This is a genomic window from Kitasatospora sp. NPDC048722, from assembly GCF_040650235.1.
GTDB lineage: Bacteria > Actinomycetota > Actinomycetes > Streptomycetales > Streptomycetaceae > Kitasatospora.
In genome coordinates this window covers 6,305-29,002 of the sequence record NZ_JBEZGX010000049.1, presented here as the reverse complement: position 1 = coordinate 29,002, position 22,698 = coordinate 6,305, and the positions used below count along the sequence as shown (strand labels likewise).

Annotated in this window: 21 protein-coding genes and 1 pseudogene; 15 read left to right on the top strand and 7 right to left on the bottom strand. The window is 72.7% G+C overall.

Annotated features, from left to right (window positions below; genetic code table 11):
• The first annotated feature begins 107 nt into the window (after positions 1-107).
• The 6 genes from atpA (at position 108) to AB0C76_RS30185 (ending at position 5,886) form a co-directional block, all read left to right on the top strand.
• Positions 108-1,682: a F0F1 ATP synthase subunit alpha gene (gene atpA / locus AB0C76_RS30210; RefSeq protein WP_359971658.1), complete on the top strand. Its 1,575-nt coding sequence runs from the start codon at positions 108-110 to the stop codon at positions 1,680-1,682.
• A gap of 32 nt (positions 1,683-1,714) precedes the next feature.
• Positions 1,715-2,626 carry a F0F1 ATP synthase subunit gamma gene (locus tag AB0C76_RS30205; protein ID WP_359971656.1) on the top strand — a complete coding sequence of 304 codons (912 nt, stop codon included), beginning with the start codon at positions 1,715-1,717 and terminating at the stop codon, positions 2,624-2,626.
• 2 nt (positions 2,627-2,628) lie between these two features.
• Positions 2,629-4,074: a F0F1 ATP synthase subunit beta gene (gene atpD / locus AB0C76_RS30200; RefSeq protein WP_359971654.1), complete on the top strand. Its 1,446-nt coding sequence runs from the start codon at positions 2,629-2,631 to the stop codon at positions 4,072-4,074.
• Positions 4,075-4,258: 184 nt separating this feature from the next.
• Positions 4,259-4,642 carry a F0F1 ATP synthase subunit epsilon gene (locus AB0C76_RS30195; protein WP_329927969.1) on the top strand — a complete coding sequence of 128 codons (384 nt, stop codon included), beginning with the start codon at positions 4,259-4,261 and terminating at the stop codon, positions 4,640-4,642.
• A gap of 148 nt (positions 4,643-4,790) precedes the next feature.
• On the top strand, positions 4,791-5,291 hold the full coding sequence (locus AB0C76_RS30190) for a DUF2550 domain-containing protein (protein WP_218201846.1): 501 nt from the start codon (positions 4,791-4,793) through the stop codon (positions 5,289-5,291).
• Positions 5,292-5,313: 22 nt separating this feature from the next.
• Positions 5,314-5,886, top strand: a complete 573-nt coding sequence (locus AB0C76_RS30185; RefSeq protein ID WP_359971652.1) for a cob(I)yrinic acid a,c-diamide adenosyltransferase — start codon at positions 5,314-5,316, stop codon at positions 5,884-5,886.
• 7 nt (positions 5,887-5,893) lie between these two features.
• On the opposite strand, the gene AB0C76_RS30180 is transcribed toward AB0C76_RS30185, so the two are convergent.
• Positions 5,894-6,493 carry a hypothetical protein gene (locus AB0C76_RS30180; RefSeq protein ID WP_359971650.1) on the bottom strand — a complete coding sequence of 200 codons (600 nt, stop codon included), beginning with the start codon at positions 6,491-6,493 and terminating at the stop codon, positions 5,894-5,896.
• Positions 6,494-6,649: 156 nt separating this feature from the next.
• Here AB0C76_RS30180 and AB0C76_RS30175 point away from each other — a divergent pair, with 156 nt between their 5' ends.
• From AB0C76_RS30175 to AB0C76_RS30155, 5 genes are all read left to right on the top strand, one after another.
• Entirely contained in the window at positions 6,650-7,861 is a 1,212-nt protein-coding gene (locus AB0C76_RS30175; protein ID WP_359971648.1) for a histidine kinase, read from the top strand.
• Positions 7,858-8,508: a response regulator transcription factor gene (locus AB0C76_RS30170; RefSeq protein ID WP_359971647.1), complete on the top strand. Its 651-nt coding sequence runs from the start codon at positions 7,858-7,860 to the stop codon at positions 8,506-8,508. The genes AB0C76_RS30175 and AB0C76_RS30170 overlap by 4 nt, the downstream gene beginning before the upstream one ends.
• 277 nt (positions 8,509-8,785) lie before the next feature.
• Positions 8,786-9,655 (top strand): 3-hydroxyacyl-CoA dehydrogenase family protein, encoded by an 870-nt coding sequence (locus AB0C76_RS30165; protein WP_359971645.1) that lies wholly within the window; start codon positions 8,786-8,788, stop codon positions 9,653-9,655.
• A 390-nt stretch (positions 9,656-10,045) separates the two neighbouring features.
• Positions 10,046-10,369, top strand: coding sequence for an STAS domain-containing protein (locus AB0C76_RS30160; RefSeq protein ID WP_359971643.1), 324 nt, complete (start codon positions 10,046-10,048; stop codon positions 10,367-10,369).
• 261 nt (positions 10,370-10,630) lie between these two features.
• Entirely contained in the window at positions 10,631-12,919 is a 2,289-nt protein-coding gene (locus AB0C76_RS30155) for an ATP-binding protein (RefSeq protein WP_359971641.1), read from the top strand.
• A gap of 4 nt (positions 12,920-12,923) precedes the next feature.
• Here AB0C76_RS30155 and nucS read toward each other — a convergent pair whose 3' ends face one another.
• Positions 12,924-13,583, bottom strand: coding sequence for an endonuclease NucS (gene nucS / locus AB0C76_RS30150; protein WP_359971639.1), 660 nt, complete (start codon positions 13,581-13,583; stop codon positions 12,924-12,926).
• A gap of 486 nt (positions 13,584-14,069) precedes the next feature.
• Here nucS and AB0C76_RS30145 point away from each other — a divergent pair, with 486 nt between their 5' ends.
• Positions 14,070-14,462: an SCO5389 family protein gene (locus AB0C76_RS30145; RefSeq protein ID WP_329927961.1), complete on the top strand. Its 393-nt coding sequence runs from the start codon at positions 14,070-14,072 to the stop codon at positions 14,460-14,462.
• A gap of 90 nt (positions 14,463-14,552) precedes the next feature.
• Here AB0C76_RS30145 and AB0C76_RS30140 read toward each other — a convergent pair whose 3' ends face one another.
• Positions 14,553-15,719 carry an LLM class flavin-dependent oxidoreductase gene (locus tag AB0C76_RS30140; protein WP_359971714.1) on the bottom strand — a complete coding sequence of 389 codons (1,167 nt, stop codon included), beginning with the start codon at positions 15,717-15,719 and terminating at the stop codon, positions 14,553-14,555.
• A gap of 389 nt (positions 15,720-16,108) precedes the next feature.
• Here AB0C76_RS30140 and AB0C76_RS30135 point away from each other — a divergent pair, with 389 nt between their 5' ends.
• Positions 16,109-16,429: an ATP/GTP-binding protein gene (locus AB0C76_RS30135; protein WP_359971637.1), complete on the top strand. Its 321-nt coding sequence runs from the start codon at positions 16,109-16,111 to the stop codon at positions 16,427-16,429.
• Positions 16,430-16,459: 30 nt separating this feature from the next.
• On the opposite strand, the gene AB0C76_RS30130 is transcribed toward AB0C76_RS30135, so the two are convergent.
• Positions 16,460-17,227 (bottom strand): ABC transporter permease subunit, encoded by a 768-nt coding sequence (locus AB0C76_RS30130; protein WP_359971635.1) that lies wholly within the window; start codon positions 17,225-17,227, stop codon positions 16,460-16,462.
• A 1-nt stretch (position 17,228) separates the two neighbouring features.
• Positions 17,229-18,233, bottom strand: coding sequence for an ABC transporter ATP-binding protein (locus AB0C76_RS30125; RefSeq protein ID WP_359971633.1), 1,005 nt, complete (start codon positions 18,231-18,233; stop codon positions 17,229-17,231).
• Between the two features lie 92 nt (positions 18,234-18,325).
• Between AB0C76_RS30125 and AB0C76_RS30120 the strand changes: the two genes are divergently transcribed.
• Positions 18,326-19,123 carry an alpha/beta hydrolase gene (locus AB0C76_RS30120; protein ID WP_359971631.1) on the top strand — a complete coding sequence of 266 codons (798 nt, stop codon included), beginning with the start codon at positions 18,326-18,328 and terminating at the stop codon, positions 19,121-19,123.
• On the top strand, positions 19,120-19,431 hold the full coding sequence (locus AB0C76_RS30115; protein WP_329927956.1) for a hypothetical protein: 312 nt from the start codon (positions 19,120-19,122) through the stop codon (positions 19,429-19,431). Before AB0C76_RS30120 ends, AB0C76_RS30115 begins: the two co-directional genes overlap by 4 nt.
• 61 nt (positions 19,432-19,492) lie before the next feature.
• Here AB0C76_RS30115 and AB0C76_RS30110 read toward each other — a convergent pair whose 3' ends face one another.
• Positions 19,493-20,422 (bottom strand): cellulose-binding protein, encoded by a 930-nt coding sequence (locus AB0C76_RS30110; protein ID WP_329927955.1) that lies wholly within the window; start codon positions 20,420-20,422, stop codon positions 19,493-19,495.
• 107 nt (positions 20,423-20,529) lie between these two features.
• Positions 20,530-22,698: pseudogene (locus tag AB0C76_RS30105) on the bottom strand (hypothetical protein); the annotation flags it as partial.

The window sequence follows — 22,698 nt, the reverse complement described above, 5'->3', positions numbered from 1 at the left end:
GAGCCGGCACATCGTACGGCCGGTTCGGCAGACCCGGCCGAGAGTCGAATACTTGCGGCCCTCAATGGCGGGCCGAGGATCGCAAACTAGGAGAGCAGGGAAGCCTGATGGCGGAGCTTACGATCCGTCCGGAGGAGATCCGGGACGCGCTGGCCGACTTTGTCCAGTCGTACCAGCCGGACGCCGCTTCTGTGGAAGAGGTCGGCACGGTCACTGACGCGGCGGACGGCATCGCCCATGTCGAGGGTCTCCCCTCGGTCATGGCGAACGAGCTGCTGAAGTTCGAGGACGGCACGCTCGGCCTCGCGCTGAACCTCGACACCCGCGAGATCGGTGTCGTCATCCTCGGCGAGTTCGGCGGCATCGAAGAGGGCCAGACCGTGCGCCGCACGGGCGAGGTCCTGTCGGTCCCGGTCGGCGACGGCTACCTCGGCCGCGTCGTGGACCCGCTGGGCAACCCGATCGACGGCCTGGGCGAGATCGCCTCCTCCGGCCGCCGCGCCCTGGAGCTGCAGGCCCCCGGCGTCATGGTCCGCAAGTCGGTCCACGAGCCGATGCAGACCGGCATCAAGGCCATCGACGCGATGACCCCGATCGGCCGCGGCCAGCGTCAGCTGATCATCGGCGACCGCCAGACCGGCAAGACCGCCGTGGCGATCGACACGATCATCAACCAGCGCGACAACTGGCGCTCGGGCGACCCGAAGAAGCAGGTCCGCTGCATCTACGTCGCCGTCGGCCAGAAGGGCTCCACCATCGCGTCCGTCCGCGGCGCCCTGGAGGAGGCCGGCGCGCTGGAGTACACCACGATCGTGGCCGCTCCCGCCTCCGACCCGGCCGGCTTCAAGTACCTCGCCCCGTACACCGGTTCGGCCATCGGCCAGGAGTGGATGTACGACGGCAAGCACGTCCTGATCATCTTCGACGACCTGTCGAAGCAGGCCGAGGCCTACCGCTCCGTCTCCCTGCTGCTGCGCCGCCCGCCGGGCCGCGAGGCCTACCCGGGTGACGTCTTCTACCTGCACTCCCGCCTGCTGGAGCGCTGCGCGAAGCTCTCCGACGAGCTGGGCGCCGGCTCGATGACCGGTCTGCCGATCATCGAGACCAAGGCCAACGACGTCTCGGCGTACATCCCGACCAACGTCATCTCCATCACCGACGGCCAGTGCTTCCTGGAGTCCGACCTGTTCAACGCCGGCATCCGCCCGGCCGTGAACGTCGGTATCTCGGTCTCCCGCGTCGGTGGCTCGGCCCAGATCAAGGCGATGAAGTCGGTCGCCGGCCGTCTGCGCCTGGACCTCGCCCAGTACCGCGAGCTGGAGGCCTTCGCCGGCTTCGGCTCCGACCTGGACGCGGCCTCCAAGGCCCAGCTGGAGCGCGGTGCGCGCATGGTCGAGCTGCTGAAGCAGGGCCAGTACCAGCCGTTCCCGGTCGAGGAGCAGGTCGTCTCCATCTGGGCCGGCACCACCGGCAAGCTGGACGACGTCCCGGTCGCGGACATCCGCCGCTTCGAGCGCGAGTTCCTGGACCACCTGCGCCTGCAGCACAAGGACCTGCTGGCCGGCATCGTCGAGACCAGCAAGCTGGAGGACGGCACCATCGACGCTCTCACCAGCGCGATCGCCGCCTTCAAGCAGGGCTTCACCACCGCCGACGGCAAGCTCCTCGGCGAGCAGGCCTGAGTCCGGTAGCGAGGGAAAGGACGTAACGACCCATGGGAGCACAGCTTCGGGTCTACAAGCGCCGGATCCGCTCTGTCACCGCGACGAAGAAGATCACCAAGGCGATGGAGATGATCTCCGCGGCGCGCATCGGCAAGGCGCAGCGCGCGGTGGCCGCCTCCACCCCGTACGCCGATGAGCTCACCCGGGCGGTGACGGCGGTGGCCACCCGGTCCAACGCCAAGCACCCGCTCACCACCGAGAACCCGAACGCCACCCGCGCCGCCGTCCTGCTGATCACGGCGGACCGCGGCCTGGCCGGCGGTTACTCGTCCAACGCCATCAAGGCCTCGATGGTGCTCTCCGAGCGCCTGCGCGGCGAGGGCAAGGACGTCGTGACCTACATCGTGGGCCGCAAGGGTCTGTCCTACTACACCTTCCGCAACCTCGCGGTGGGCCAGTCGTGGACGGGCTTCTCGGACAAGCCGAGCTACGGCGACGCGAAGGCCGTGGCGGCCGAGCTGATCGAGGCCTTCACGGCCGAGACCGGCGGCGTGGACGAGATCCACATCGTCTCCACCGAGTTCGTGTCCATGCTGACGCAGAACGCGGTCGAGGCGCGGCTGCTGCCGCTGAAGCTGGACGAGGTCCAGCGGGGCGAGCAGTCGGCCAAGGCGGAGATCTTCCCGCTGTACGACTTCGAGCCGTCGGCGGAGGGCGTCCTCGACGCGCTGCTGCCGCGGTACGTCGAGAGCCGGATCTACAGCGCGCTGCTGCAGTCCGCCGCCTCCGAGCACGCCGCACGCCGGCGCGCGATGAAGAGCGCGACGGACAACGCCGGCGAGCTCATCAAGTCGCTCACGCGGCTTGCCAACTCGGCCCGTCAGGCCGAGATCACCCAGGAAATCAGCGAGATCGTCGGTGGCGCCAACGCCCTCGCCGACGCTAGCCGCGGGAGCGAATGAGTATGACCACCACTGTTGAGCCGACCACGGCGACGGGCCGCGTCGCGCGGGTCATCGGCCCGGTCGTCGACGTGGAGTTCCCCGTCGACGCTATTCCGAACATGTTCAACGCCCTGCACGTCGAGGTGGACAACCCCGACGGCTCGGGCAAGAAGACCCTCACCCTCGAGGTCGCCCAGCACCTCGGCGACGGCCTGGTCCGCGGCATCTCGATGCAGCCGACCGACGGCCTGGTCCGTGGCGCGCAGGTCGTCGACACCGGTGCCGCCATCTCGGTGCCGGTCGGCCAGATCACCAAGGGCAAGGTGTTCAACGCCCTCGGTGAGGTGCTGAACGTCGACAAGGCCGAGTTCGACTCGCAGGTCGAGGTTCGCTGGCCGATCCACCGCAAGGCCCCGAACTTCTCCGAGCTCGAGTCGAAGACCGAGATGTTCGAGACCGGCATCAAGGTCATCGACCTCCTCACCCCGTACGTCCAGGGTGGCAAGATCGGTCTGTTCGGTGGTGCCGGTGTCGGCAAGACCGTTCTGATCCAGGAGATGATCTACCGCGTCGCCGAGAACTTCGGTGGTGTGTCGGTGTTCGCCGGCGTCGGCGAGCGCACCCGTGAGGGCAACGACCTCATCCACGAGATGGTCGACTCGGGCGTTCTGGACAAGACCGCGCTGGTCTTCGGCCAGATGGACGAGCCGCCGGGCACCCGTCTGCGCGTCGCGCTCTCCGCGCTGACGATGGCGGAGTACTTCCGTGACGTCGAGAAGCAGGACGTGCTCCTCTTCATCGACAACATCTTCCGGTTCACCCAGGCCGGTTCCGAGGTGTCGACCCTGCTCGGCCGCATGCCCTCCGCGGTGGGTTACCAGCCGAACCTGGCCGACGAGATGGGTCTCCTGCAGGAGCGCATCACCTCGACCCGCGGTCACTCGATCACCTCGATGCAGGCGATCTACGTCCCCGCGGACGACCTGACCGACCCGGCCCCGGCCACCACCTTCGCCCACCTGGACGCGACCACCGTTCTGTCGCGCCCGATCTCGGAGAAGGGCATCTACCCGGCCGTCGACCCGCTGGACTCCACGTCCCGCATCCTCGACCCGCGGTACATCGCGCAGAACCACTACGACACGGCCGTCCGCGTCAAGGGGATCCTGCAGAAGTACAAGGACCTGCAGGACATCATCGCCATCCTCGGTATGGACGAGCTGTCCGAGGAAGACAAGATCACGGTGCACCGCGCCCGTCGCATCGAGCGCTTCCTCTCGCAGAACACCTACGTGGCCAAGCAGTTCACCGGCGTCGACGGCTCGACCGTTCCGCTGTCGGAGACCATCGAGGCGTTCAACGCGATCGCGGACGGCAAGTACGACACCGTCCCGGAGCAGGCCTTCTTCATGTGCGGTGGCATCGAGGACCTCGAGAAGAACGCCGCCGAGCTGGCCAAGAAGTAATCGCGGCCGGTAGCAGCTGAGTGACCGTGAGGGGTGGGCCCCAACCCTGGGACCCACCCCTCGCGTCGCATCGGCTGTGATTCCGGTCAAATCCGTGCCGCCGGTTTCATGCCGGAGGCACGGGGCCGTTATTCTTACCGAAACTCCCGAGTAATCGGGGGTTGCATGAGCCTAGGAGCCCACGTTGGCTGAGCTGCACGTCGAGCTGGTCGCAGCCGACCGCAAGGTGTGGTCCGGTGCGGCCACCATCGTCGTCGCCCGTACGGCCTCCGGTGACACCGGCATCATGCCGGGTCACACCCCGGTGCTGAGCGTGCTGGAGACCGGCCCGGTCACCATCCGCACGGTGGACGGCGGCACCGTCGTCGCCGCGGTGCACGGCGGCTTCATCTCCTTCGCCGACAACAAGCTGTCTCTGCTCGCGGAGATCGCCGAGCTGGCGGACGAGATCGACGTCGCTCGCGCCGAGCGCGCGCTGGAGCAGGCCAAGTCCGACCTGGACGCGCACGCCGAGCGCCGCGCCGAGGTCCGCCTGTTCGCGGCGCGCGGCCTCAAGGCGCACGTCTGAGAACGCCGGACCCCGCCTCGGCGGGGTCGACCGACGGTCCCGGGGACGCGCGAGCGTGACCCCGGGACTGTCGTCTCAGTTGGTAGGTCAACGCGGTCGCCTTGTACGACCGATACGGGGAACGCGGGTAGCGAGGAGGTAGGTGAGCATGGTCCTCGCCCTCGTGGTGTGTGCGGCGGTCGTGGCACTCGGTGTGATCGGCCTGGTCGCGTTCGCGGTACGGCGCCGCCTCATCCAGCGGGTGGGCGGCACCTTCGACTGCAGCTACCGGCTCAAAATGCCCGCCGACGCCTCGACGCAGCCCGACCTCGACGAGAACGGCAAACCCACCTCGGCCCCGGTCCCACAGACCGACGGCAAGGGGTGGGTTTTTGGTATCGGCCGGTACAGCGGCGACTCGATCGAGTGGTTCCGGGTCTTCTCGTACGCCCCGCGCCCGCGCAAGGTGCTCCCGCGCCGGGAGATCGAGGTGCTCGGCCGGCGCTACCCGGAGGGTCAGGAGGAGCTCGCCCTGCTCTCCGGCTCGGTGGTGCTGCGCTGCCTGCACAACGGTGCCCCGCTGGAGCTCGCGATGAGCGAGGACGCGCTCACCGGCTTCCTCGCCTGGCTGGAGGCGGCTCCCCCCGGGCAGAGGGTCAACGTCGCTTAACCGGCCCGGCTAGTCTGGCCGCATGGTCAATCTGACGCGCATCTACACCCGTACCGGCGACGACGGCACCACCGCGCTCGGCGACATGAGCCGGACCACCAAGACCGACCCGCGACTGGTCGCGTACGCCGACACCAACGAGGCGAACGCGGCGATCGGCGTGGCCATCGCCGCCGGGGCGCTGGCGGAGGACGTCGTCGCGGTGCTCACCCGGATCCAGAACGACCTGTTCGACGTCGGCGCGGACCTCGCGACGCCCGTGGTCGAGAACCCGGAGTACCCGCCGCTGCGGGTCCTGCAGTCCTACATCGACCGGCTCGAAGGCGACTGCGACCACTACCTGGAGCAGTTGGAGAAGCTGCGCAGCTTCATCCTCCCCGGCGGCACGGCCGGCGCGGCCCACCTGCACCTGGCCTGCACGGTGGTGCGGCGGGCCGAGCGGGCCACCTGGACGGCGATCGAGACGCACGGGGACACCGTCAACCCGCTGACCGCCAAGTACCTCAACCGGCTCTCGGACCTGCTGTTCATCCTGGCCCGGGCGGCCAACAAGGAGCGCGGCGACGTCCTGTGGGTGCCGGGGGAGAACCGCTAGCGCCGGGCTATGGCAGCGGGGCCTTCTCCGGGGCGGGCTGCTCGACCGGCCGGCCGTCGACGACCGTCACGCCGGCCGGGGCCTCCTTGGGCCACTTCGAGTAGCAGCCGGCCACGACGACGTTGACGACGGCCGCGATGCCCAGCTTCCAGTACCACTGGGCGAAGGTGCCGAAGTGGGCGCTGCCCGCGGAGAGCGGGACGAGGAGGCTGATCAGGCCCAGGGTGATCGCGGCCGAGACGACCGTGCGCCAGGCGATCCGCCACTCGTGCCGGGTCCGCTCCGGGCCGTACTTGGGGGCGGGCAGCGGTTTGGGGCCGCCGGCGAAGCGGTGCAGGAAGTGCCGGTCGGCCCAGGCGACCAGCGAGGGCCCGTAACCGACCGAGAAGCCGGCGTAGCTCGCCGCCAGTGCGTGCATCCAGCTCGCCTCGGCGCCGCCCCGCAGGTTCAGGACGGTGAGCGCGTACAGCGCGAGGTCCACCACCGGGAGGCCGATCAGCAGCGCGGTGCTGGTGCGGCGCAGGCGCAGCAGGTAGCGGGCGCTGAGGGCGAGACCGAGCACGATCCACCAGGAGATCTCGGCCGCGACGATGAGGGTGACGATCACGTTCTGCTCCCGGACTGGTCGGCGGTGGTACCAGCCTCGTGTGCGGGCGCCCTCGCGTCCTCGTCGTGGAGTGCCGTCCTCGCGTGCATCTTTCGATGTAGCCGGATCCTCCGTGGACCGGAGGGGCGTGGTCCGCCGGGATGGTGAGATGGGAGGGTGCTCCGTCCGTCCCTCTCACCGCGCGCGCTGGACCGGCTGATCGCCCTCTGCGGGCTGTTCGGCGGTGCGGTGCTGATCGCCTTCAAGGTGTACGACCGGTCCGACGACATCCCGCGCTGGGCCGTGGTGGCGCCGCTGCTGGTGATGGCCGCGCTGGAGCTGGTGCGGCGGAGCAGGCCGGTGCTGGCGGTCTCCCTCGGCGGGCTCGCCTTCGCGGGCGGCATCCTCGCGGGCAGCCTTCTGGCCACGACCATCATGTACACCGACCTGCTGTACGCGGCGGTGATCTACGGCACCGCGCGCATGTCGCGCGTGCTGCACCTGACCGGTGGGGCCACCGTGCTGGTGCTCTCCACGCTGGCGCTGATCTACAGCGGGCCGTCGGCCGGGCTGCTGATCGTCGTGGTCAGTTCGCTGGTGTTCCTGGCACCGGTGTGGACCGGGGACGTGGTGCGCAAGCACCGGCAGGAGGCGGAGACCGAGCGGCTGCGCGCCGAACAGACCGCGCTGCTCTCCGAGATGGACCGCCGCGAGGCCATCGTCACCGAACGGGCCCGGATGGCAAGGGAGTTGCACGACGTCGTGGCCAATCACCTGTCGGCGATCGCGATCCACGCGACCGGCGCGCAGTCCGTCGCCCGGCGCCAGCGGCGAGCCGAGGACGACCCGCTCGTCGAGGTGCTCGCGGTGATCCGGGAGAACAGCGTCCAAGGATTGGCCGAAATGCGTCGCATGATCGGACTGCTCCGGGACAGCGGTGGGGGCGAGGCCGACGAGTCGTACGCCGCACCCGACCTCTCCGCGGTGGACGCGCTGCTGACGAAGGCCCGCGCGGCCGGCCGGGACGTGGGGCTGGAGTTCGAGCTGAGCGAGCACGGCGAGCGCGGCGAGGTGCCGGTGCCGGTCGGCCTGGCCGCGTACCGCATCGTGCAGGAGTCGCTGACCAACGCGCTCAAGCACGCCGGGCCCGGCCTGGTGCGGCTGCGGCTGGACTTCGGGGCGGGGGAGCTGCGGATCGCCGTCGACAGCCCGTACCGCGCCGAGGAGGGTCGCGGGCTGCCCGGGGCACGGGCCGGGCTGGTGGGCATGTCGGAGCGGGCCGGGCTGCTCGGTGGCAGTTTCGAGGCGGGGCCGCGGGACGGGAACTGGAGCGTGCGCGCGGTGCTGCCGCACGGCCGGGGGAGCGAAGGGAACGAGGGACGCGCGTGACGATTCGGGTGCTGGTGGCCGAGGACCAGGCCGCCGTGCGGGCGGCGCTGGTGATGATCCTGCGGGCCGAGCCGGACGTCGAGGTGGTCGGACAGGCCGCCGACGGCGAGGAGGCCGTCCGGCTGGCCCTGGAGCTGCGGCCGGACGTCGTGCTGATGGACGTGCAGATGCCGCGCCTGGACGGCGTCTCGGCGACCCGCGAGGTGGTGGCCGCCGGGGCGGCCCAGGTGCTCGTGCTGACCACCTTCGATCTGGACGAGTACGTGTACGGCGCGCTGCGGGCCGGCGCGGCCGGCTTCCTGCTCAAGGACCTGGAGGCGGACACCCTCGTCGAGGGCATCCGGACGGTGGCGCGCGGGGACGGCATGCTGGCGCCCTCGGTGACCAGGCGGCTGATCGGCACCTTCGCCCGGCCGGACCGGGCGGTGGGGCCCGACACCCGGGAGGCGGTGGCCGGGCTCACCCCGCGCGAGCGCGAGGTGCTGGCCTGCATCGGCGCGGGGCTGTCGAACGGGGAGATCGCCGCCCGGCTCGCGATGGCGGAGGCGACGACGAAGACGCACGTCAGCCGCATCCTCGCGAAGCTTCGGCTGCGCAGCCGGGTGCAGGCGGCGATCCTGGCGCAGGATCTCGGGCTGACGATCTGACCGTCGCACCGACGACCGGCCGGGCCGGTTGGTTCACCTGACCAGGTCGGTTGCAGATCACACTCCCGATTGCTATTGCACGGACGAATTGGGCATTAGAGTCCCCGCGTGAGCGAGCGGAGCGAGTGAACCGATCAAGGGGCGCGCTTCGCCGGAGCGACCGCCGAGCGCGAGCGAGGCGGGAGAATTGAGCATCGCGGCTCTACGGCGGTGACCCCTGCCCTGAGCCGCTTTCAGGGCCCGCCCGCGAGGCGGCGACGGCATCGGGAGACCCGCCATGAGCAATGCGTCCAGCAAGCAGATCGCCGTGATCGGTGCCGGCCTGATGGGGGCCGGCATCGCCCAGGTGTCGGCCCAGGCCGGCCACCCGGTGGTGCTGCGGGACGTCACCGACGAGGCGCTGCAGCGCGGCCTCGCCGGCATCCGCGCCTCGTACGAGAAGTTCGTCGCCAAGGGCCGGATGAGCGCGGAGGACGCCGAGGCCGCCCTCGGCCGGATCACCACCACCACCGACCTGGGCGCCGTCGCCGGGGCCGACATCGTGGTGGAGGCCGTGTTCGAGAAGCTGGAGGTCAAGGAGGCCGTCTTCCGCGAGCTCGACAAGCTCGCCAAGGACGGCGCGGTGCTCGCCTCCAACACCTCCGCCATCCCGATCACCCGGATCGCCGCCGCCACCCAGCGCCCGGAGTCCGTCATCGGCGTGCACTTCTTCTCGCCGGTGCCGCTGATGAAGCTGGTCGAGCTGGTGCGCGGCTACAAGACCAGTGACGAGACGCTGGCCACCGCCCGCGCCTTCGCCGAGGGCGTCGGCAAGGAGGTCGTGGTGGTCAACCGCGACGTGGCCGGCTTCGTCACCACCCGCCTGATCACCGCCCTGGTCGTCGAGGCCGCCAAGCTGTACGAGACGGGCGTGGCGACCGCCGAGGACATCGACAAGGCCTGCCGTCTCGGCTTCGGCCACCCGATGGGCCCGCTGGAGACCGCCGACCTGACCGGCGTCGACATCCTGCTGCACGCCGCCCGCAACATCTACGAGGAGACCCAGGACGAGAAGTTCGCCGCCCCGGAGGTCATGGCCCGCATGGTCACCGCCGGCGACCTCGGCCGCAAGAGCGGCCGCGGCTTCTACGGGCACGAGGGCAGGTAACCCACAGGCCGCGGGGCCGGGCGGGCCGGGCGATCGGAGCATCGTGCGAGCCGCCCCGCTCTGCGCGGGTGAGTTTCCTCACGCCGGGTGCCGCAGACGGGTGATTTGGGCGGTAATCGAGCGTAGGTGTGGAGACTACCTGCGTATATTCCCTCGGACGAGTGAAGTTGCTTCAGATCTGACCGCAACCAGCAACCTGCGGTGCTGGTTCGCCGTCAGATGAGGGGGAACCCGGCCCGGGCGCGCGGCGCATCGCCGTTCGGCGCAGCAGCCGGGCCTCCGGGCGAGGGGCCACGGCCCGCCCGGGCGGCCACCCCGCTCCCCGGCCCGGCACGGCGGGGGCGGACCCACACCCCCGACACCACGACCGGCCAGGCGAAGGAGGAGAGCATGCGCATCACCGGCGACCACAGGGCGCTGGCCATCGAGGGCCGCCTCGACGTGCGCACCGCCGCCGACGCGCGGGCCCGGCTCCACCAGGCCGTCGACACCGGCCTCGGCGACCTCGTGCTCGACCTCGCCCGCCTGGAGTTCTGGGACGCCACCGGCCTCGGCGTCATCATGGGCACCCACCGCCGGGCCGGCCGGATCGGCCGCCGGCTCGTGCTGCGCTCCGTCCCGGCCCAGCTCCAGCGCCTGCTGGTGGCCACCAAGCTGCACCGCATCCTCGCCGTGGACGGCGGCATCGCCGAGGCACACGGGGTCGGTCTCTGAAGGACGCCGAAAGGCGCTCCGGGGGCGCGCCGAAGGGGCTTCGAACGCCCTCCGGAAAGCGCTCCGGGGGCGCACGAGGCCCTCGTGGGGCGCGTGTGACGGGACGGCGCTGCACGCGCGGGGCCGGATGTGCGAGAGTCTGCCCGTCAGAAGACGGCCGCCGGAGCCGGGCCATGCCCGCCCGGTCCCCGCACGGCCGCGACCGAGACGTCAGCCGGCCGGCGCGGCACGCCGGCGGCCGAGCACGATGCGGAGCAGAACGTGGCACAGCCAACCGGTGAGTTCCGGCAGGAGGCCGTCCGCGCCCGCAGTGGCGAACTGGTCTCCGGCGCTCTGCTGGTGGGCGTCGGCGCGCCCGACGGCTCCGAAGCCCGGCCCTGCCCCGAGGAGTGGCGCCCGCGCCCCCGCCGGGTGCTGCGCAGCGAGCCCGCCCGCGGACCCGTCGGCGGCGTCGAACGGGCGGTCGGCCCGCTCGCCCTCGGTGCCGGGCCCGCCGACCTGCCGCTGCTCGACCGCGAGGCGGACGTCGCCGAACTCCTCGGCCTGCTCGCCGAGGGCCGCTCGATACGCCTGGTCGGCCAGGCCGGCTCCGGTCGCAGCGCCCTGCTGTCGGCCGTCGCCGAGGCCGCCGCCGACCTCGCCCCCGGCGGCGTCGTCCAGCTCTGCGGCCACCGCCGCACCACCGCCGACGTGCTCCAGGAACTGTTCGCGGCGACCCACCACGCCCCCGGCTACCGCCCCGACCCGGGCCAGCTGGCCGCGCACCTCGCCGACGTCGGCGCGATCGTCGTGATCGACGGCGCCGAACCCTCCGGCACCGAGCTGGAGGAACTGCTCTCCGCCGCTCCCCGCTGCGCCTTCCTGATCTCGGTCGACCCCGCCGCCCCGCCGCTGCCGGCCGGCTCCCGGCTCCAGGACCACCCCGTCGCCGGGCTCTCCCGCGCCGCCTGCCTCGCGCTCGCCGCCCGGCTGGCCGGCCGGCCGCTGGACGTCGCCGAGAAGGCCTGGGCGGTCGACCTCTGGTTCGAGTCCGAGGGACTGCCGCTGCGCTTCGTCCAGGCCGCCGCGCTGCTGCGCCAGCGGGACGTGGCGGTGGACGCGCTGGTCGCCGCCGAGGAGGACCGGCTGGACGTCTTCGGCGCGGTCGACGGGCCCGTCCGCGACCCCGACCCGGCCGTCCGCGAGGACGCGCTGCGCCGGACCGTGCCGCTGCCGTCCGTCGCCGAGACCGCCTCGCCCGCCGTCCGGCTCGCCGAGGGGCTGAGCGAGCCCGCGCAGGCCGTGCTGCGGCTCGCCGTGGCGCTCGGCGGCGAGTGCCCGACCGCGCCGCACCTGCCCGCGCTGATCGACGTCGGCCAGGGCGAGAGCGCGCTCGCCGAACTCGCCGACGCAGGGCTCGCGGTGTCCATCGGCGGCCACCACCGGCTGACCGCCGGGGCGCTCGAACTGCTCCTCCCGCACTGGCCGGCGCGCGGCAGCGTCGACGGCGCGGCGCAGCACTTCGCCTGGTGGGTCGGGCACAGCTCGGTGTCGCTCGGGCAGATCGCGGCCGAGGCGGAGGTGGTGATCGGCGTCCTGCTGGCCGACCGCACCGCCGGGCGCCACGAGGCCGTCGTCCGGCTGGCCAGGGCCGCCGCTCCCGCGCTAGCCCTGTCGCTGCGCTGGGGGGCCTGGGAGCGGGCGCTCCAGCTGGGTCTGGAGGCCGCCCGGCGGACCGGCTCCAAGGCCGACGAGGCCTGGTTCCACCACGAGTTGGGCGTCTACGCGATCTGCGCGCAGGAACCGTCCCAGGCGATCGCGGAGTTGGAGACCGCGCTCACCCTGCGGGCCGTCGTCGGCGAGCAGCGCGGGGTCGCGGCGGCGCGCCGGATGCTCGACCTGCTGCGGGCCGAGGGCCGCCAACTGCCGGGCCCCCAGCCCGCTGCGGCGCCCGCACGCGGTCCGGTGATCCGCAAGATCGCGGCCAGGGTGCCGTCCGGGCTGCGGTCGAGCCGGCGGCGTCGGGTGGCCGTCGCGTCGGCGGCGGTGCTCACGCTCGGGGTGCTCAGCACGGCGGTGGCGATGAGCGTCACCGGGCCGGGGGAGCAGCGGCCCAACGATCCGCACAGCCGGCTCGACCAGGACGACACCGGGACCGGCGGGCAGGTCCCGCTTCCGCACTCCAGCACCGGCGCCGCCACGACGGCCGGTGCGGACGCGCCGGGCAGCAGCCCGGCGGCGAACGGGACCAGCCCGGAGCCCTCGGCCAGCGGCAGTGCGACGCACTCGCCGACCGCGTCGGCGTCGGCGAGTGCGTCGAAGAAGCCGAGCCGCTCGCCCGGCGCGTCCGGGTCGGACGCCCCGCAGCAGCCGCAGCCGCCCGCTCCGGGCGACCCGCAGCCGCCGACGCAGCAGCCGGGGCCGCCGCAGCCGCCCGCGACGCATCCGAGCCAGCCGCCGGTGCCGAGCCCGACGACGTCCTCGCCGTCGCCGACTCCGACCACCACGGGGACGCCTTCGGCCACCGCCACGGCGACGCCGTCGGGGTCGCCGAGCCCCCCCAAGGGGTGAGGCGTCAGAACAGCTTCAGCTTGTCGTCGTCGATGCCGCGCAGCTCGTCGTAGTCCAGGACCACGCAGCCGATCCCCCGGTCGGTGGCCAGCACGCGGGCCTGGGGCTTGATCTCCTGCGCGGCGAAGATGCCCTTGACCGGGGCCAGCAGCGGGTCCCGGTTGAGGAGTTCGAGGTAGCGGGTGAGCTGCTCGACGCCGTCGATCTCGCCGCGGCGCTTGATCTCGACGGCGACGGTCGTCCCGTCGGAGTCGCGGCACAGGATGTCGACCGGGCCGATCGCGGTCGGGTACTCGCGGCGGATCAGCGCCCAGCCGGCGCCGAGCACCTCCATGCGGTCCGCCAGCAGCTCCTGGAGGTGCGCCTCGACGCCGTCCTTGATCAGGCCCGGGTCGACCCCGAGCTCGTGGGACGAGTCGTGCAGCACCTCCTCCAGGGTGATGATGAGCCTCTCGCCGGCCTTGTTCTCCACCGTCCAGACCCCGTCGGCCTCCTTGAGGACGCACGGCGGGGACATCCAGTTGAGCGGCTTGTAGGCGCGGTCGTCGGCGTGGATGCTGACGCTGCCGTCGGCCTTGACCAGGACGAGCCTGGTGGCGGAGGGCAGATGGGCGGAGAGCCGACCGGCATAGTCGACTGAGCAGCGGGCAATTACGAGACGCACGGTCGACCACGCTAGCCCACCGGGGCCAGTTGATGCGATTCCGCGACGACGGGGTGAAGGAAGCGCGAACCCCGCGAACATGGAGGTTCGGCGGTTCCGGGGATGCCTCCCGCGGTCTGGCGCCCGTGCGCCGGGGTCGCTACCGTGTGTGACGGCATGCGTGCGGGACCGCTGTCAACGGGGACGGAGACTTCAGATGAACGATCCGACAGGATCCGGCCATTCTGGTGTACCACGGCGTATTTACGGAGCAATCCCCAGGAACCACCGGTCTGGCCCGCTGTTGACTGCCACGCTGTTCTGAAGCGGTCGGTGTCCGGGACGTTACGTCCAGTGGCGCCGCCGCACCCTTCGCACGGCGCCGGAAACAGCCGTTCCGTCGCTGTTCCGGACATCCCGTGCGATTTCGCCCACCCTCATTGTGAGCTTCGGACCACGCACCACCACCCGCGCGCCGCGCGCGGGTGGTCCGCGAGAGGAGAATCCATGTCGCTCGACGTCTCACCGGCCCTGCTCGAAAAGGCCGAGCGGGGCGAGGTCGACGAGCGGGAATTCGTCGACTGCGTCCGCGTCTCGCTGCCGTACGCCTGGAACCTGATCAGCTCGCTGGTCGCCCAGGCCAAGGTCGACGGCACCGACTTCGCCGACAACCAGGTACCGCCGCCCAGCGAGCAGGCCCGCGGCCAGCTCCTGCGGGCGCTCGCCAGCGACGCCATCCGGGGTGCCCTGCAGCGGCACTTCGGGGTCCGGCTGGCCTTCCAGAACTGTCACCGGGTGGCGGTGTTCCTGCCGTCCGACGCCAACGAGGCGCGGTTCGACCGCTTCACCTCCGTCCGGGAGCAGCTGCTCAACCAGTCCGAGGAACTGCGGGACTGCTGATCGACCCGCTCACGGCGGCGCCGGAACGCCGTCGGCCCCTCCCCCGGTGCGGGGGGAGGGGGCGGCGCGGTTCGGGCCGGCCGGTACGGCTCAGCCCAGTTGCGGGAGCACCTCCGAACCGAGCCGGGCGATGTTGTGCAGGGTCGCCTCGCGGTCGCCGCTGCCCTCGGCGAGCAGCGCGAAGCGGCGGATGCCGGTCCGCTCGGCGGTGGCCAGCAGACGGTCGGCGCACTGCTTCGGGGTGCCCACCGCGTGCAGGTCGCACAGGAGCTCGGTGTACTGGTGCGGGTCGCGCATCTTGCGCTCCCGGCCGTCCACGGTGCGGTGGGCGCCGAGCCCGTACTCGAACCAGCCCGGCATCGCGCTCAGCAGCGTGGCCCGCGCCGTCGAGGTGCGGTCGTCGACCTGGGCCACGCCGGCCGCGACGTGCCGGCGGTTGATCCGGCGCAGCTGCTCCTCGTCGCGTCCGGCGGCCAGCCAGGCGCTGCGGTACAGCTCCAGCATGTTCAGCTTGTCGTCGTCGCCCGAGTGCATGCCGAGCAGCATCGGCAGGCCGCGCTCGGCGGCCAGCCTGACCCCGGCCGGCGACGTGCACGCGACGACCACCGGCGGGCCGGACACCGGCCGTCCGGCGGCGGTGAGTTCGTCGCCCGGGCCGAGGCCCGCACCCGCTCCCTCGACGTCCTGGCGCTGACGCGGCAGCCGCACCCGGCCACCGGGTTCGCCGAGGCCCAGCCAGGCGCCCAGTCCGGGCCGGCGCAGTGGCTCGGTCGCCCGCGGGACGACGGCGACCTCGGGGAAGGCGAACTGCGGTCCGTCCGCGCCGACCCGGGACCCGCGCAGCCAGCGCAGCAACAGGTCCAGCCGCTCCGGGAAGCCGTTCTCGAAGGCGTCCACGCCGCTGCCGAACACGTCCAGGTCGATCCACGGGCCGCCGCGGCCCACCCCGAGCGTGAAGCGCCCGCCGGAGGTGAGGTGCAGCAGCGCGGCCTGCTCGCCGAGCGCCACCGGGTGGGCGGTGGACAGCACGCTGACGGCGGTGCCGACGCCGATCCGGCGGGTGCGGCCGAGGAGCAGGGCGGCGAGCGTGGCGGCGTTCGGGCAGACCCCGTACGGGACGAAGTGGTGCTCGGCCAGCCAGACGCTGTCCAGGCCCGCGCGTTCGGCCTCGACGGCGGCGCGCACGGTGCGGTCGAGCGCCTCCCCGTGGCTCTGTCCGGGGAACTGCGCGGAGAGCATGAAGGCGCCGACCCGGATCGGTGCGGTGTCCGCGGGGAACGCGGCGGCCCGCTGGGCGGCGGGCAGCGGATCGCCGGCGGCGGCCGTCACCGGGGGGACGGAGGCCAGCGCGGGCCCGGGGGCGGGCGGCCGGACCCCGACGGGCCGACGGGTCTCGGCGCGGGCGGTGGTCTTGGACATCGGTGGGCCTCCTCGGGTGCGCGCAGGGTCTGCGGGCCCCGCCTGTTCCCCTTGTGGGTATCGGATGTCATGTGCCAATGGCACGCCGAACCACGAATTTCGGGGAAGATCGGGTGGATCTCGCCGGAAACCCCGAACCGGCGCGTGATGCCGTGATAGAGGCTCTCGGGGGTCGCGCCCGGCCGTAGGCTGGAACGGTCCCGAGCCACCGGAGAGAGGTAGTCGCCGTGTCGCCCCGCCGCAACCGGATCAAGAGCGCCGCCGACCGGGCGGACGAACCGGCCGCCCCGCTGGGCGGTTCGCTGCGCCGCACCGAGAGCTACCAGGGCGACGACTGGGTGGTCCAGACGGTCGCCGGGACGTCCGGGCGCAACTACCGCTGCCCGGGCTGCGACCAGGAGATCCCGTCCGGGGTCGGCCACGTGGTGGCCTGGCCGATGCACGGCGCCGGGGTGGACGACCGGCGGCACTGGCACCGGGCGTGCTGGGGAGCGCGGGAGCGCCGGGCCTCCAACGTGTTGCGGGGCCGCGGCGCTCCGCGGTACTGAGTCCGTCGCTCCGGTCGGCGGGCAACCGCCCTACGCGTCGCGGTTCTTGAGCACGAGCGCGCCGCCGGCCAGGGCGGCCAGCGTCCAGGCCAGGCAGATCGCGAAACCGGCCCACGGCCCGTACGGCTGGCCTTGCTGCTGGTACACCAGCAGCATCCGCGAGCCCGCGTAGTCCGGGAAGTAGTGCGCGAGCGTCTTGACCTTCGGCACCGCCGAGAGGATCGGCGAGAGCAGGAAGAAGAACGGCACCAGCACGCCCAGCGCGAGCGTCTGGTTGTGCAGCATCGTCGTGACGCCGGCCGAGAACAGGCAGAGCATCGTCAGGTAGAGCGCGGCGCCGAACACCGCGCGCAGCACGTTCGGTTCGCCGAGGGAGGTGGAGTGCGAGCCGAGCAGCGACTGGCCGATGAAGAAGGCGACGAAGGCGGTCACGACCGACACGGCCAGGGCCAGCGAGCCGAGGACGACCGCCTTGCCGGTGAGCAGGGTGCCGCGCTGCGGGACGGCGGCCAGGCTGACCCGGACCATGCCGCTGCTGTACTCGTTGCCGATGGCCAGCACGCCGAAGACGATGATGGCGAGCTCGCCGAGCATGATGCCGGAGAAGGCCGTGCCGGTGGCGTCGAACGGGTTCCGGTCGCCCCGCCGGAACTCGTCGAAGTTGTTGTTGGTCAGCAGGGACAGCAGCGCGCCGATTCCGACCGTGACGACGAAGGTCAGCGCGAGGGTCCAGACCGTCGAGCGGACGCTGCGGATCTTCGTCCACTCGGAGCGCAGGACCGCCGGGAAGGACGCCATCTCAGTTCTCCTCCTGTCCGGCCGGGGCGGCCGTCCGTTCGCCGCGGGGCTGCCAGTCGGCGCCCCACACGCCGGGGGCGCCGTCCGCGTCCCGGCCCGGTCCGTCGCCGGCGTGGTACTCCACCGAGTCGGCCGTCATCTGCATGAAGGCCTCCTCCAACGAGGCTTGCTGGGGGCTGAGTTCGTGCAGGACGACGCCGTTCGCGGCGGCCAGGTCGCCGAGGCCGGCGAGGTCGCCGTCGACCACCTCGTAGGAGCCGTCCGGCCCGGTCTCGTGGCGGATCCCGGCGCCGGCCAGGACGTCGAGCAGGCGCTCGGGGCTCGGGGTGCGCAGCCGTACGGCGGAGCGGGAGTTGCGCCGGATGAACTCGGGCATCGGCAGGTCGGCGAGCAACCGGCCCCGGCCGATGACGACGAGGTGGTCGGCGGTGACGGCCATCTCGCTCATCAGGTGCGAGGAGACGAAGACGGTGCGGCCCTCGGCGGCGAGCCGCTTCATGAGGTTGCGGATCCAGAGGATGCCCTCCGGGTCCAGGCCGTTGACCGGTTCGTCGAACATGACGATCTCCGGGTCGCCGAGCAGCGCGGAGGCGATGCCCAGGCGCTGGCCCATGCCGAGCGAGAAGCCGCGGGCGCGCTTGCGGGCGACCGGGGTGAGGCCGACGAGGGCGAGCACCTCGTCGACCCGGCGCTCGGGGATCCGGTTGCTCTGGGCGAGCCAGAGCAGGTGGTCGCGGGCGGTGCGTCCGGGGTGGACGGCCTTGGCCTCCAGCAGGGCGCCGATGTACTTGAGCGGCTCGCTGAGCTGTCCGTATCTCCGGCCGTCGATGGTGACCCGGCCGGAGGTGGGTCTGTCGAGGTCGAGGATCATGCGCATGGTGGTGGACTTGCCCGCGCCGTTGGGGCCGAGGAAGCCGGTGACGACCCCCTGGGGCACCCGGAAGCTGAGCCGGTCCACCGCGAGGGTCTTGCCGTAACGTTTCGTCAGGTCGTGCAACTCGATCATTCGCGCTCCCTTACTCTCTGTCAGGCTAGGACAAAGCGGATATCGCGGCCCGCTGAGTGGGCCCGCCGGGCGCACCGGAATACGGTGGCCCCATGACCCAGCTCCCCTCAGCATTGTCGGTGCGCGAGAGCGGCACCGGAACGCCCCTCGTGCTCCTGCACGCCTTCCCGCTGAACGCCGCGATGTGGTCCGCCCAACTGGACGCGCTGCCCGGACTGACCGGGGACGAGGCCCGCGTGCTCGCCCCCGACCAGCGGGGCTTCGGAGGCACCGTGCTGGGCACCGACGAACCCTCGCTGGACCTGGTCGCGGACGACCTCGCGCTGCTGCTGGACGCGGCCGGGATCGACCGGGCGGTGGTCGGCGGTCTCTCCATGGGCGGCTACGTGGCGCTGGCCTTCGCCCGCCGTCACCCGGACCGGCTGGCCGGGTTGCTGCTGGCCAACACCCGCGCCACCGCCGACTCCGACGCCGTCCGTGCCAACCGGGAGCGCATCGCCGCCGCCGTCCTCGCCCGGGACAGCGTCCAGTTGCTGCTCGACGAGGAGGTGGCGGCAGGCCAGCTCGGGCCGCACTCGCAGCACCTGGTCGAGCGGGTGCAGGCGCTGGTCGCCGCCGCGCCGCCGGCCGCCGTCGCGTGGGCACAGCGGGCCATGGCGGCCCGGCCTGACTCCCGGGAGGTGCTCGCCGGGGTGCGGGTGCCGACCGCGGTCGTCGCGGGCGCCGAGGACGCCCTGGTGGCCGTCGAGGAGGCCGAGCTGATGGCGCGGCTGCGGCCGGACGCCGAACTGACCGTCATCCCCGGAGTGGGCCACCTGAGCGCCCTGGAGGCGCCGGAGGCGTTCGACGACGCCGTGCGCAAGCTGCTCGCCCGGGTGGCCGCCGGATGACCGAGGAGGAGGCCGGCTGGGACTTCTCGGCCCTGGAGGTGACCGGCCGGATGCCGCTGACGAACCGCGGCGAGGGGCTGCTGGAGCTGACGCTGGAGCCGCTCGGCGAGGACTACTGGATGCGCCCGGGGGAGACCTTCATCGTCACCTCGTACGGCGACCACGGCTCGGGCCACCCGTTCGAGGTGCAGTACTGGCCGGACTCGGTCTCGGTGTGGTGCACGTCGTGGTTCGGCACCGTCTCGGACGACGAGGGAAACCAGCTCAGCAGCGGGCACCAGCGGCCGGACGGGGCCTACCCGAGATGATGAGGCCGTGAACCACGGCGGGCCCTCACCCGGAAGGGTGAGGGCCCGCCGTGGTGCTGCGTCAGCGGCCCTGCTGGGCGGGCACGCCGATGGTGTCGTCGTTCGGCAGCGAGGCGGCGGCCACGGCCGCGCCGGTCAGCGTCGCCAGCATCTCGCGGACGTTGGTCAGCTGGGCGTTGATGCTGTCGCGGCGGTTGGTGAGCGCCGCCAGCTCGCGCTCGGATTCGCTGCGGATCCGGTCGGCCTTGGCGTTCGCGTCGGCCACGATGTCCTCGGACTGGCGCTGGGCCGTCTCGACGGTCTGGCGGGCGCGGCGCTCGGCGTCGGTGCGCAGCTTCTCGGCTTCCAGGCGCAGCTGCTCGGCGCGGTGCTCGATCTCGGCGAGGCGCTTCTCGGCCTTGGCCTGACGGGCGGCCAGGTCGCGCTCGGACTGCTCGCGGCGCTTGGCCAGGTTGGTCTCGAACTCCAGCGCGGCCTGGGCGGCCTTGGTGCGGGTCTCCTCGAAGAGGGCGTCCGCCTCCTCGCGCTTGTTCTGCGCGTCCTTGTTGGCCTCGGCGCGCAGCTGGGCCGCGTCGCTCTTGGCCTTGTCGACGATCCGCATGCCCTCGTCCTCCGCCTTGGCCTTGCGGTCCTTGGCGTAGTTCTCGGCCTCGGTGCGGACCTGCTGGGCGGCGGCCTCGGCGAGCTCGCGGTGCTGCTCGGCGGCGCGGTGCGCCTCGTCGCGCAGGTCCTTGGCCTCCTCCTCGGCGAGGCGCAGGATCTTCTCGACCCGGGCGCCGAGACCGGCGTACGACGGCTCCTGCTCGGCGACCGCCGCCTGGGCGGTCTGGGTCTCCAGGTGGAGCTCCTCGATGCGCTTCTCCAGCGCACTGATCCGGGTCAAGGCACTGTCACGGTCGGCCACCAGCTTGGTGATCCGCTCGTCGACCTGGGCACGCTCGTACCCACGGCGCACCAGGTCGAAGCCGTGAGGGGAGTGACTGTCGCTCATGGGGTTCTGGGCTTCCTGTCGTCAAACCGCTGAGGTGGTTGAGGGAATCCTGACACGGTACCGGAGTGTCGACGGCGAAATGCCGTTGTCTCGCGGACAATGTCCGCTCAATCGGGTGGTGCGTTCTTGGAGCGATTGCCACCCGACCGGGGGGAGCCAACTCCGGCACCGGCCTTGGCACCCCCGTCCTTCTTGCTGTTTCCCCCGTTGGTCTGTGCGACCGGTGCCGGTGCCTCAAAGGCCTCCAGGGCGGACAGGACGTCCTGGACCCGGGAGATCTCGGTGTTGATGTCCTTGCGACGGCGCACCAGTTCGTCGAGCTCGCGCCGGCCCTCGGTGGTGACGCGCTCCGCCTCGGCGCGCGCCTCCTCCAGCAGGCGCTCGGCCTCGGCCTTGGCCAGCTCGACCTGCTCGTCCGCCGCACGGTCGGCGGCCTGCAGCCGCTTCTCCGCCTCGGCGGACGCCTTCTCCAGGCGCTCCTCCGCCTCCTCCTGCGAGGACCGCAGCTTGGCCTCGGCCTTCTCGATCAGCGCCTCGGCCCGGTCGGTGGACGTGGAGAGCTTGGTCTCCGCCTCCTTGAGCAGGCCCTCGGCCTTGCGGACCGCCGACAGCCGGACCTTGCTCGCCTCGGCGGACGCCTCCGAGGTGAGCTCCCCGGCCCGCTCCTCGGCGGCGGCGATCAGGGCCGCCGCGCGCTCCTCGGCCTCGGCGACGGTGGCGACCGCCTGCTCCTCGGCCTCGGTGAGCTGCTCCTGGGCGGCCGTCACCAGCGCGTCGACGCGCTCGCCGGCCGACTTCATCGCCGCCGCGTTCTCCTTGCGGGCGCGCTCGTGCAGCGCCTCGACCTCGGCGTCGGTGCGCTCGCGCAGCTCCTCGGCGCGCTCGCGGATCGCGGTGGCGTCCCGGCGGGCCTCGGCGAGCAGCGCGTCCGCGTCGGCGCGGCCCTTCTCCACCTCGCGCTGGCCGGCCGCCTCGCCGGCGGCGACCAGCCGGTCGGCCTCCTTGCGGGCGGCGGCGACCATCGCGTCGGCCTGCTCCTCGGCGGCGGCGGTGGTGGCCAGCGCGGTGGTCTGGGCGTCCTCGCCGAGCGACTCGGCGTCCGCGAAGGCCCGCTCCAGGACGGACTTGGCCTGGTCGCGGGTGGCCTTGTCGAACTGCTCGGCGGCCTCCCGGGTCTCCGCGTCGTAGGCGTCGGCGCGGGCGTGGGTCGCGGAGTCGTACTCGTCGGCCAGGGTGCGGGTCGCGAGCGCGTACTCCTCGGCCTCCGAGCGCAGCGCGGCGGCCAGCTCCTCGGCCTCGGCGACCAGGCCGGCCGCGTGCTCCTCGGCGGCGGCGACCGTCCGGGCGGCCTGGGCCTCGGCGTCGGCGCGCAGCTGGTCGGCGGCCTCCTGGGCGGTGCGCAGCTCGTGGTCGGCCTCGGCGCGCAGCTGCTCGTCGTAGGCCTGGGCCTCGGCGTGCCGGCGGGCGAGCTCGGCCTCGGCGGCCTCGCGCTCGGCGGCGAGCTCCAGCTCGGTCTGCTCGCGCAGGGCGGCCGTCTCGGCCTCGGTGCGGGCGCGCAGGTCGGCGGTCTCGCGGTCGGTGAGCTCGCGCAGCTCCGCGGTCTCGCGGTCGGCGAGCTCGCGCAGCTCGGTGGTCTCCCGCTCGGCGTCGGCGCGCAGGTCGGCGGCGGCCTGTTCGGCCTGCTCGCGGACCTCGGCGGCCTCGCGCTCGGCGGTGGCGGTCAGCTCGGCGATCTGCTGGGAGGCGGCCTCGTGCAGGCCGGCCACCGACTGGCGGACCTCGGCGGCCTCGTCCTCGGCGGCCTCGACCAGCGCGGCGCACTCCGCCTTGGCGGCGGCGATCAGCTCGTCGCCGTCGGCGCGGGCCTGGTCCAGGACGGCACCGGCCTCGGCGCGGATGGTGTCGGCGGTGGCGCGGGCCTCGGACAGCTCGCGGCCGGCCTCGGCGCGGACCGTCTCGGCCTGCTCGGCGGCCAGCGCCAGGTCGGCGGCGGCCTTCTCGCGGACCTCCTTGGCGGCCTGGGCGGCCTCGGCCTTGCGCTGCTCGGCGGAGACGCGGGCGGCCTCCAGCAGCTCCTCGGCCTCGGTGCGCTGGGCGGCGGTCTCGGCTGCGGTGCGCTCGGTGAGGTCGGCCGCGGCCTGTTCGGCCTCCGTGCGCACGCGCTCGGCGTAGGCCTCGGCGTCGGTGCGCTGGGCGGCGGTCTCGGCTGCGGTGCGCTCGGTGAGGTCGGCCGCGGCCTGTTCGGCCTCCGTGCGCACGCGCTCGGCGTAGGCCTC

Excerpts from the sequence above, each read along its gene's own strand:
- AB0C76_RS30110 (WP_329927955.1), bottom strand. The coding sequence starts at position 20,422 with ATGAGCGACAGTCACTCCCCTCACGGCTTCGACCTGGTGCGCCGTGGG.
- atpD (WP_359971654.1), top strand. The coding sequence starts at position 2,629 with ATGACCACCACTGTTGAGCCGACCACGGCGACGGGCCGCGTCGCGCGG.
- AB0C76_RS30185 (WP_359971652.1), top strand. The coding sequence starts at position 5,314 with ATGGTCAATCTGACGCGCATCTACACCCGTACCGGCGACGACGGCACC.
- AB0C76_RS30145 (WP_329927961.1), top strand. The coding sequence starts at position 14,070 with ATGTCGCTCGACGTCTCACCGGCCCTGCTCGAAAAGGCCGAGCGGGGC.
- AB0C76_RS30125 (WP_359971633.1), bottom strand. The coding sequence starts at position 18,233 with ATGATCGAGTTGCACGACCTGACGAAACGTTACGGCAAGACCCTCGCG.
- atpA (WP_359971658.1), top strand. The coding sequence starts at position 108 with ATGGCGGAGCTTACGATCCGTCCGGAGGAGATCCGGGACGCGCTGGCC.
- AB0C76_RS30190 (WP_218201846.1), top strand. The coding sequence starts at position 4,791 with ATGGTCCTCGCCCTCGTGGTGTGTGCGGCGGTCGTGGCACTCGGTGTG.
- AB0C76_RS30205 (WP_359971656.1), top strand. The coding sequence starts at position 1,715 with ATGGGAGCACAGCTTCGGGTCTACAAGCGCCGGATCCGCTCTGTCACC.
- AB0C76_RS30130 (WP_359971635.1), bottom strand. The coding sequence starts at position 17,227 with ATGGCGTCCTTCCCGGCGGTCCTGCGCTCCGAGTGGACGAAGATCCGC.
- AB0C76_RS30115 (WP_329927956.1), top strand. The coding sequence starts at position 19,120 with ATGACCGAGGAGGAGGCCGGCTGGGACTTCTCGGCCCTGGAGGTGACC.
- AB0C76_RS30120 (WP_359971631.1), top strand. The coding sequence starts at position 18,326 with ATGACCCAGCTCCCCTCAGCATTGTCGGTGCGCGAGAGCGGCACCGGA.
- AB0C76_RS30160 (WP_359971643.1), top strand. The coding sequence starts at position 10,046 with ATGCGCATCACCGGCGACCACAGGGCGCTGGCCATCGAGGGCCGCCTC.
- AB0C76_RS30165 (WP_359971645.1), top strand. The coding sequence starts at position 8,786 with ATGAGCAATGCGTCCAGCAAGCAGATCGCCGTGATCGGTGCCGGCCTG.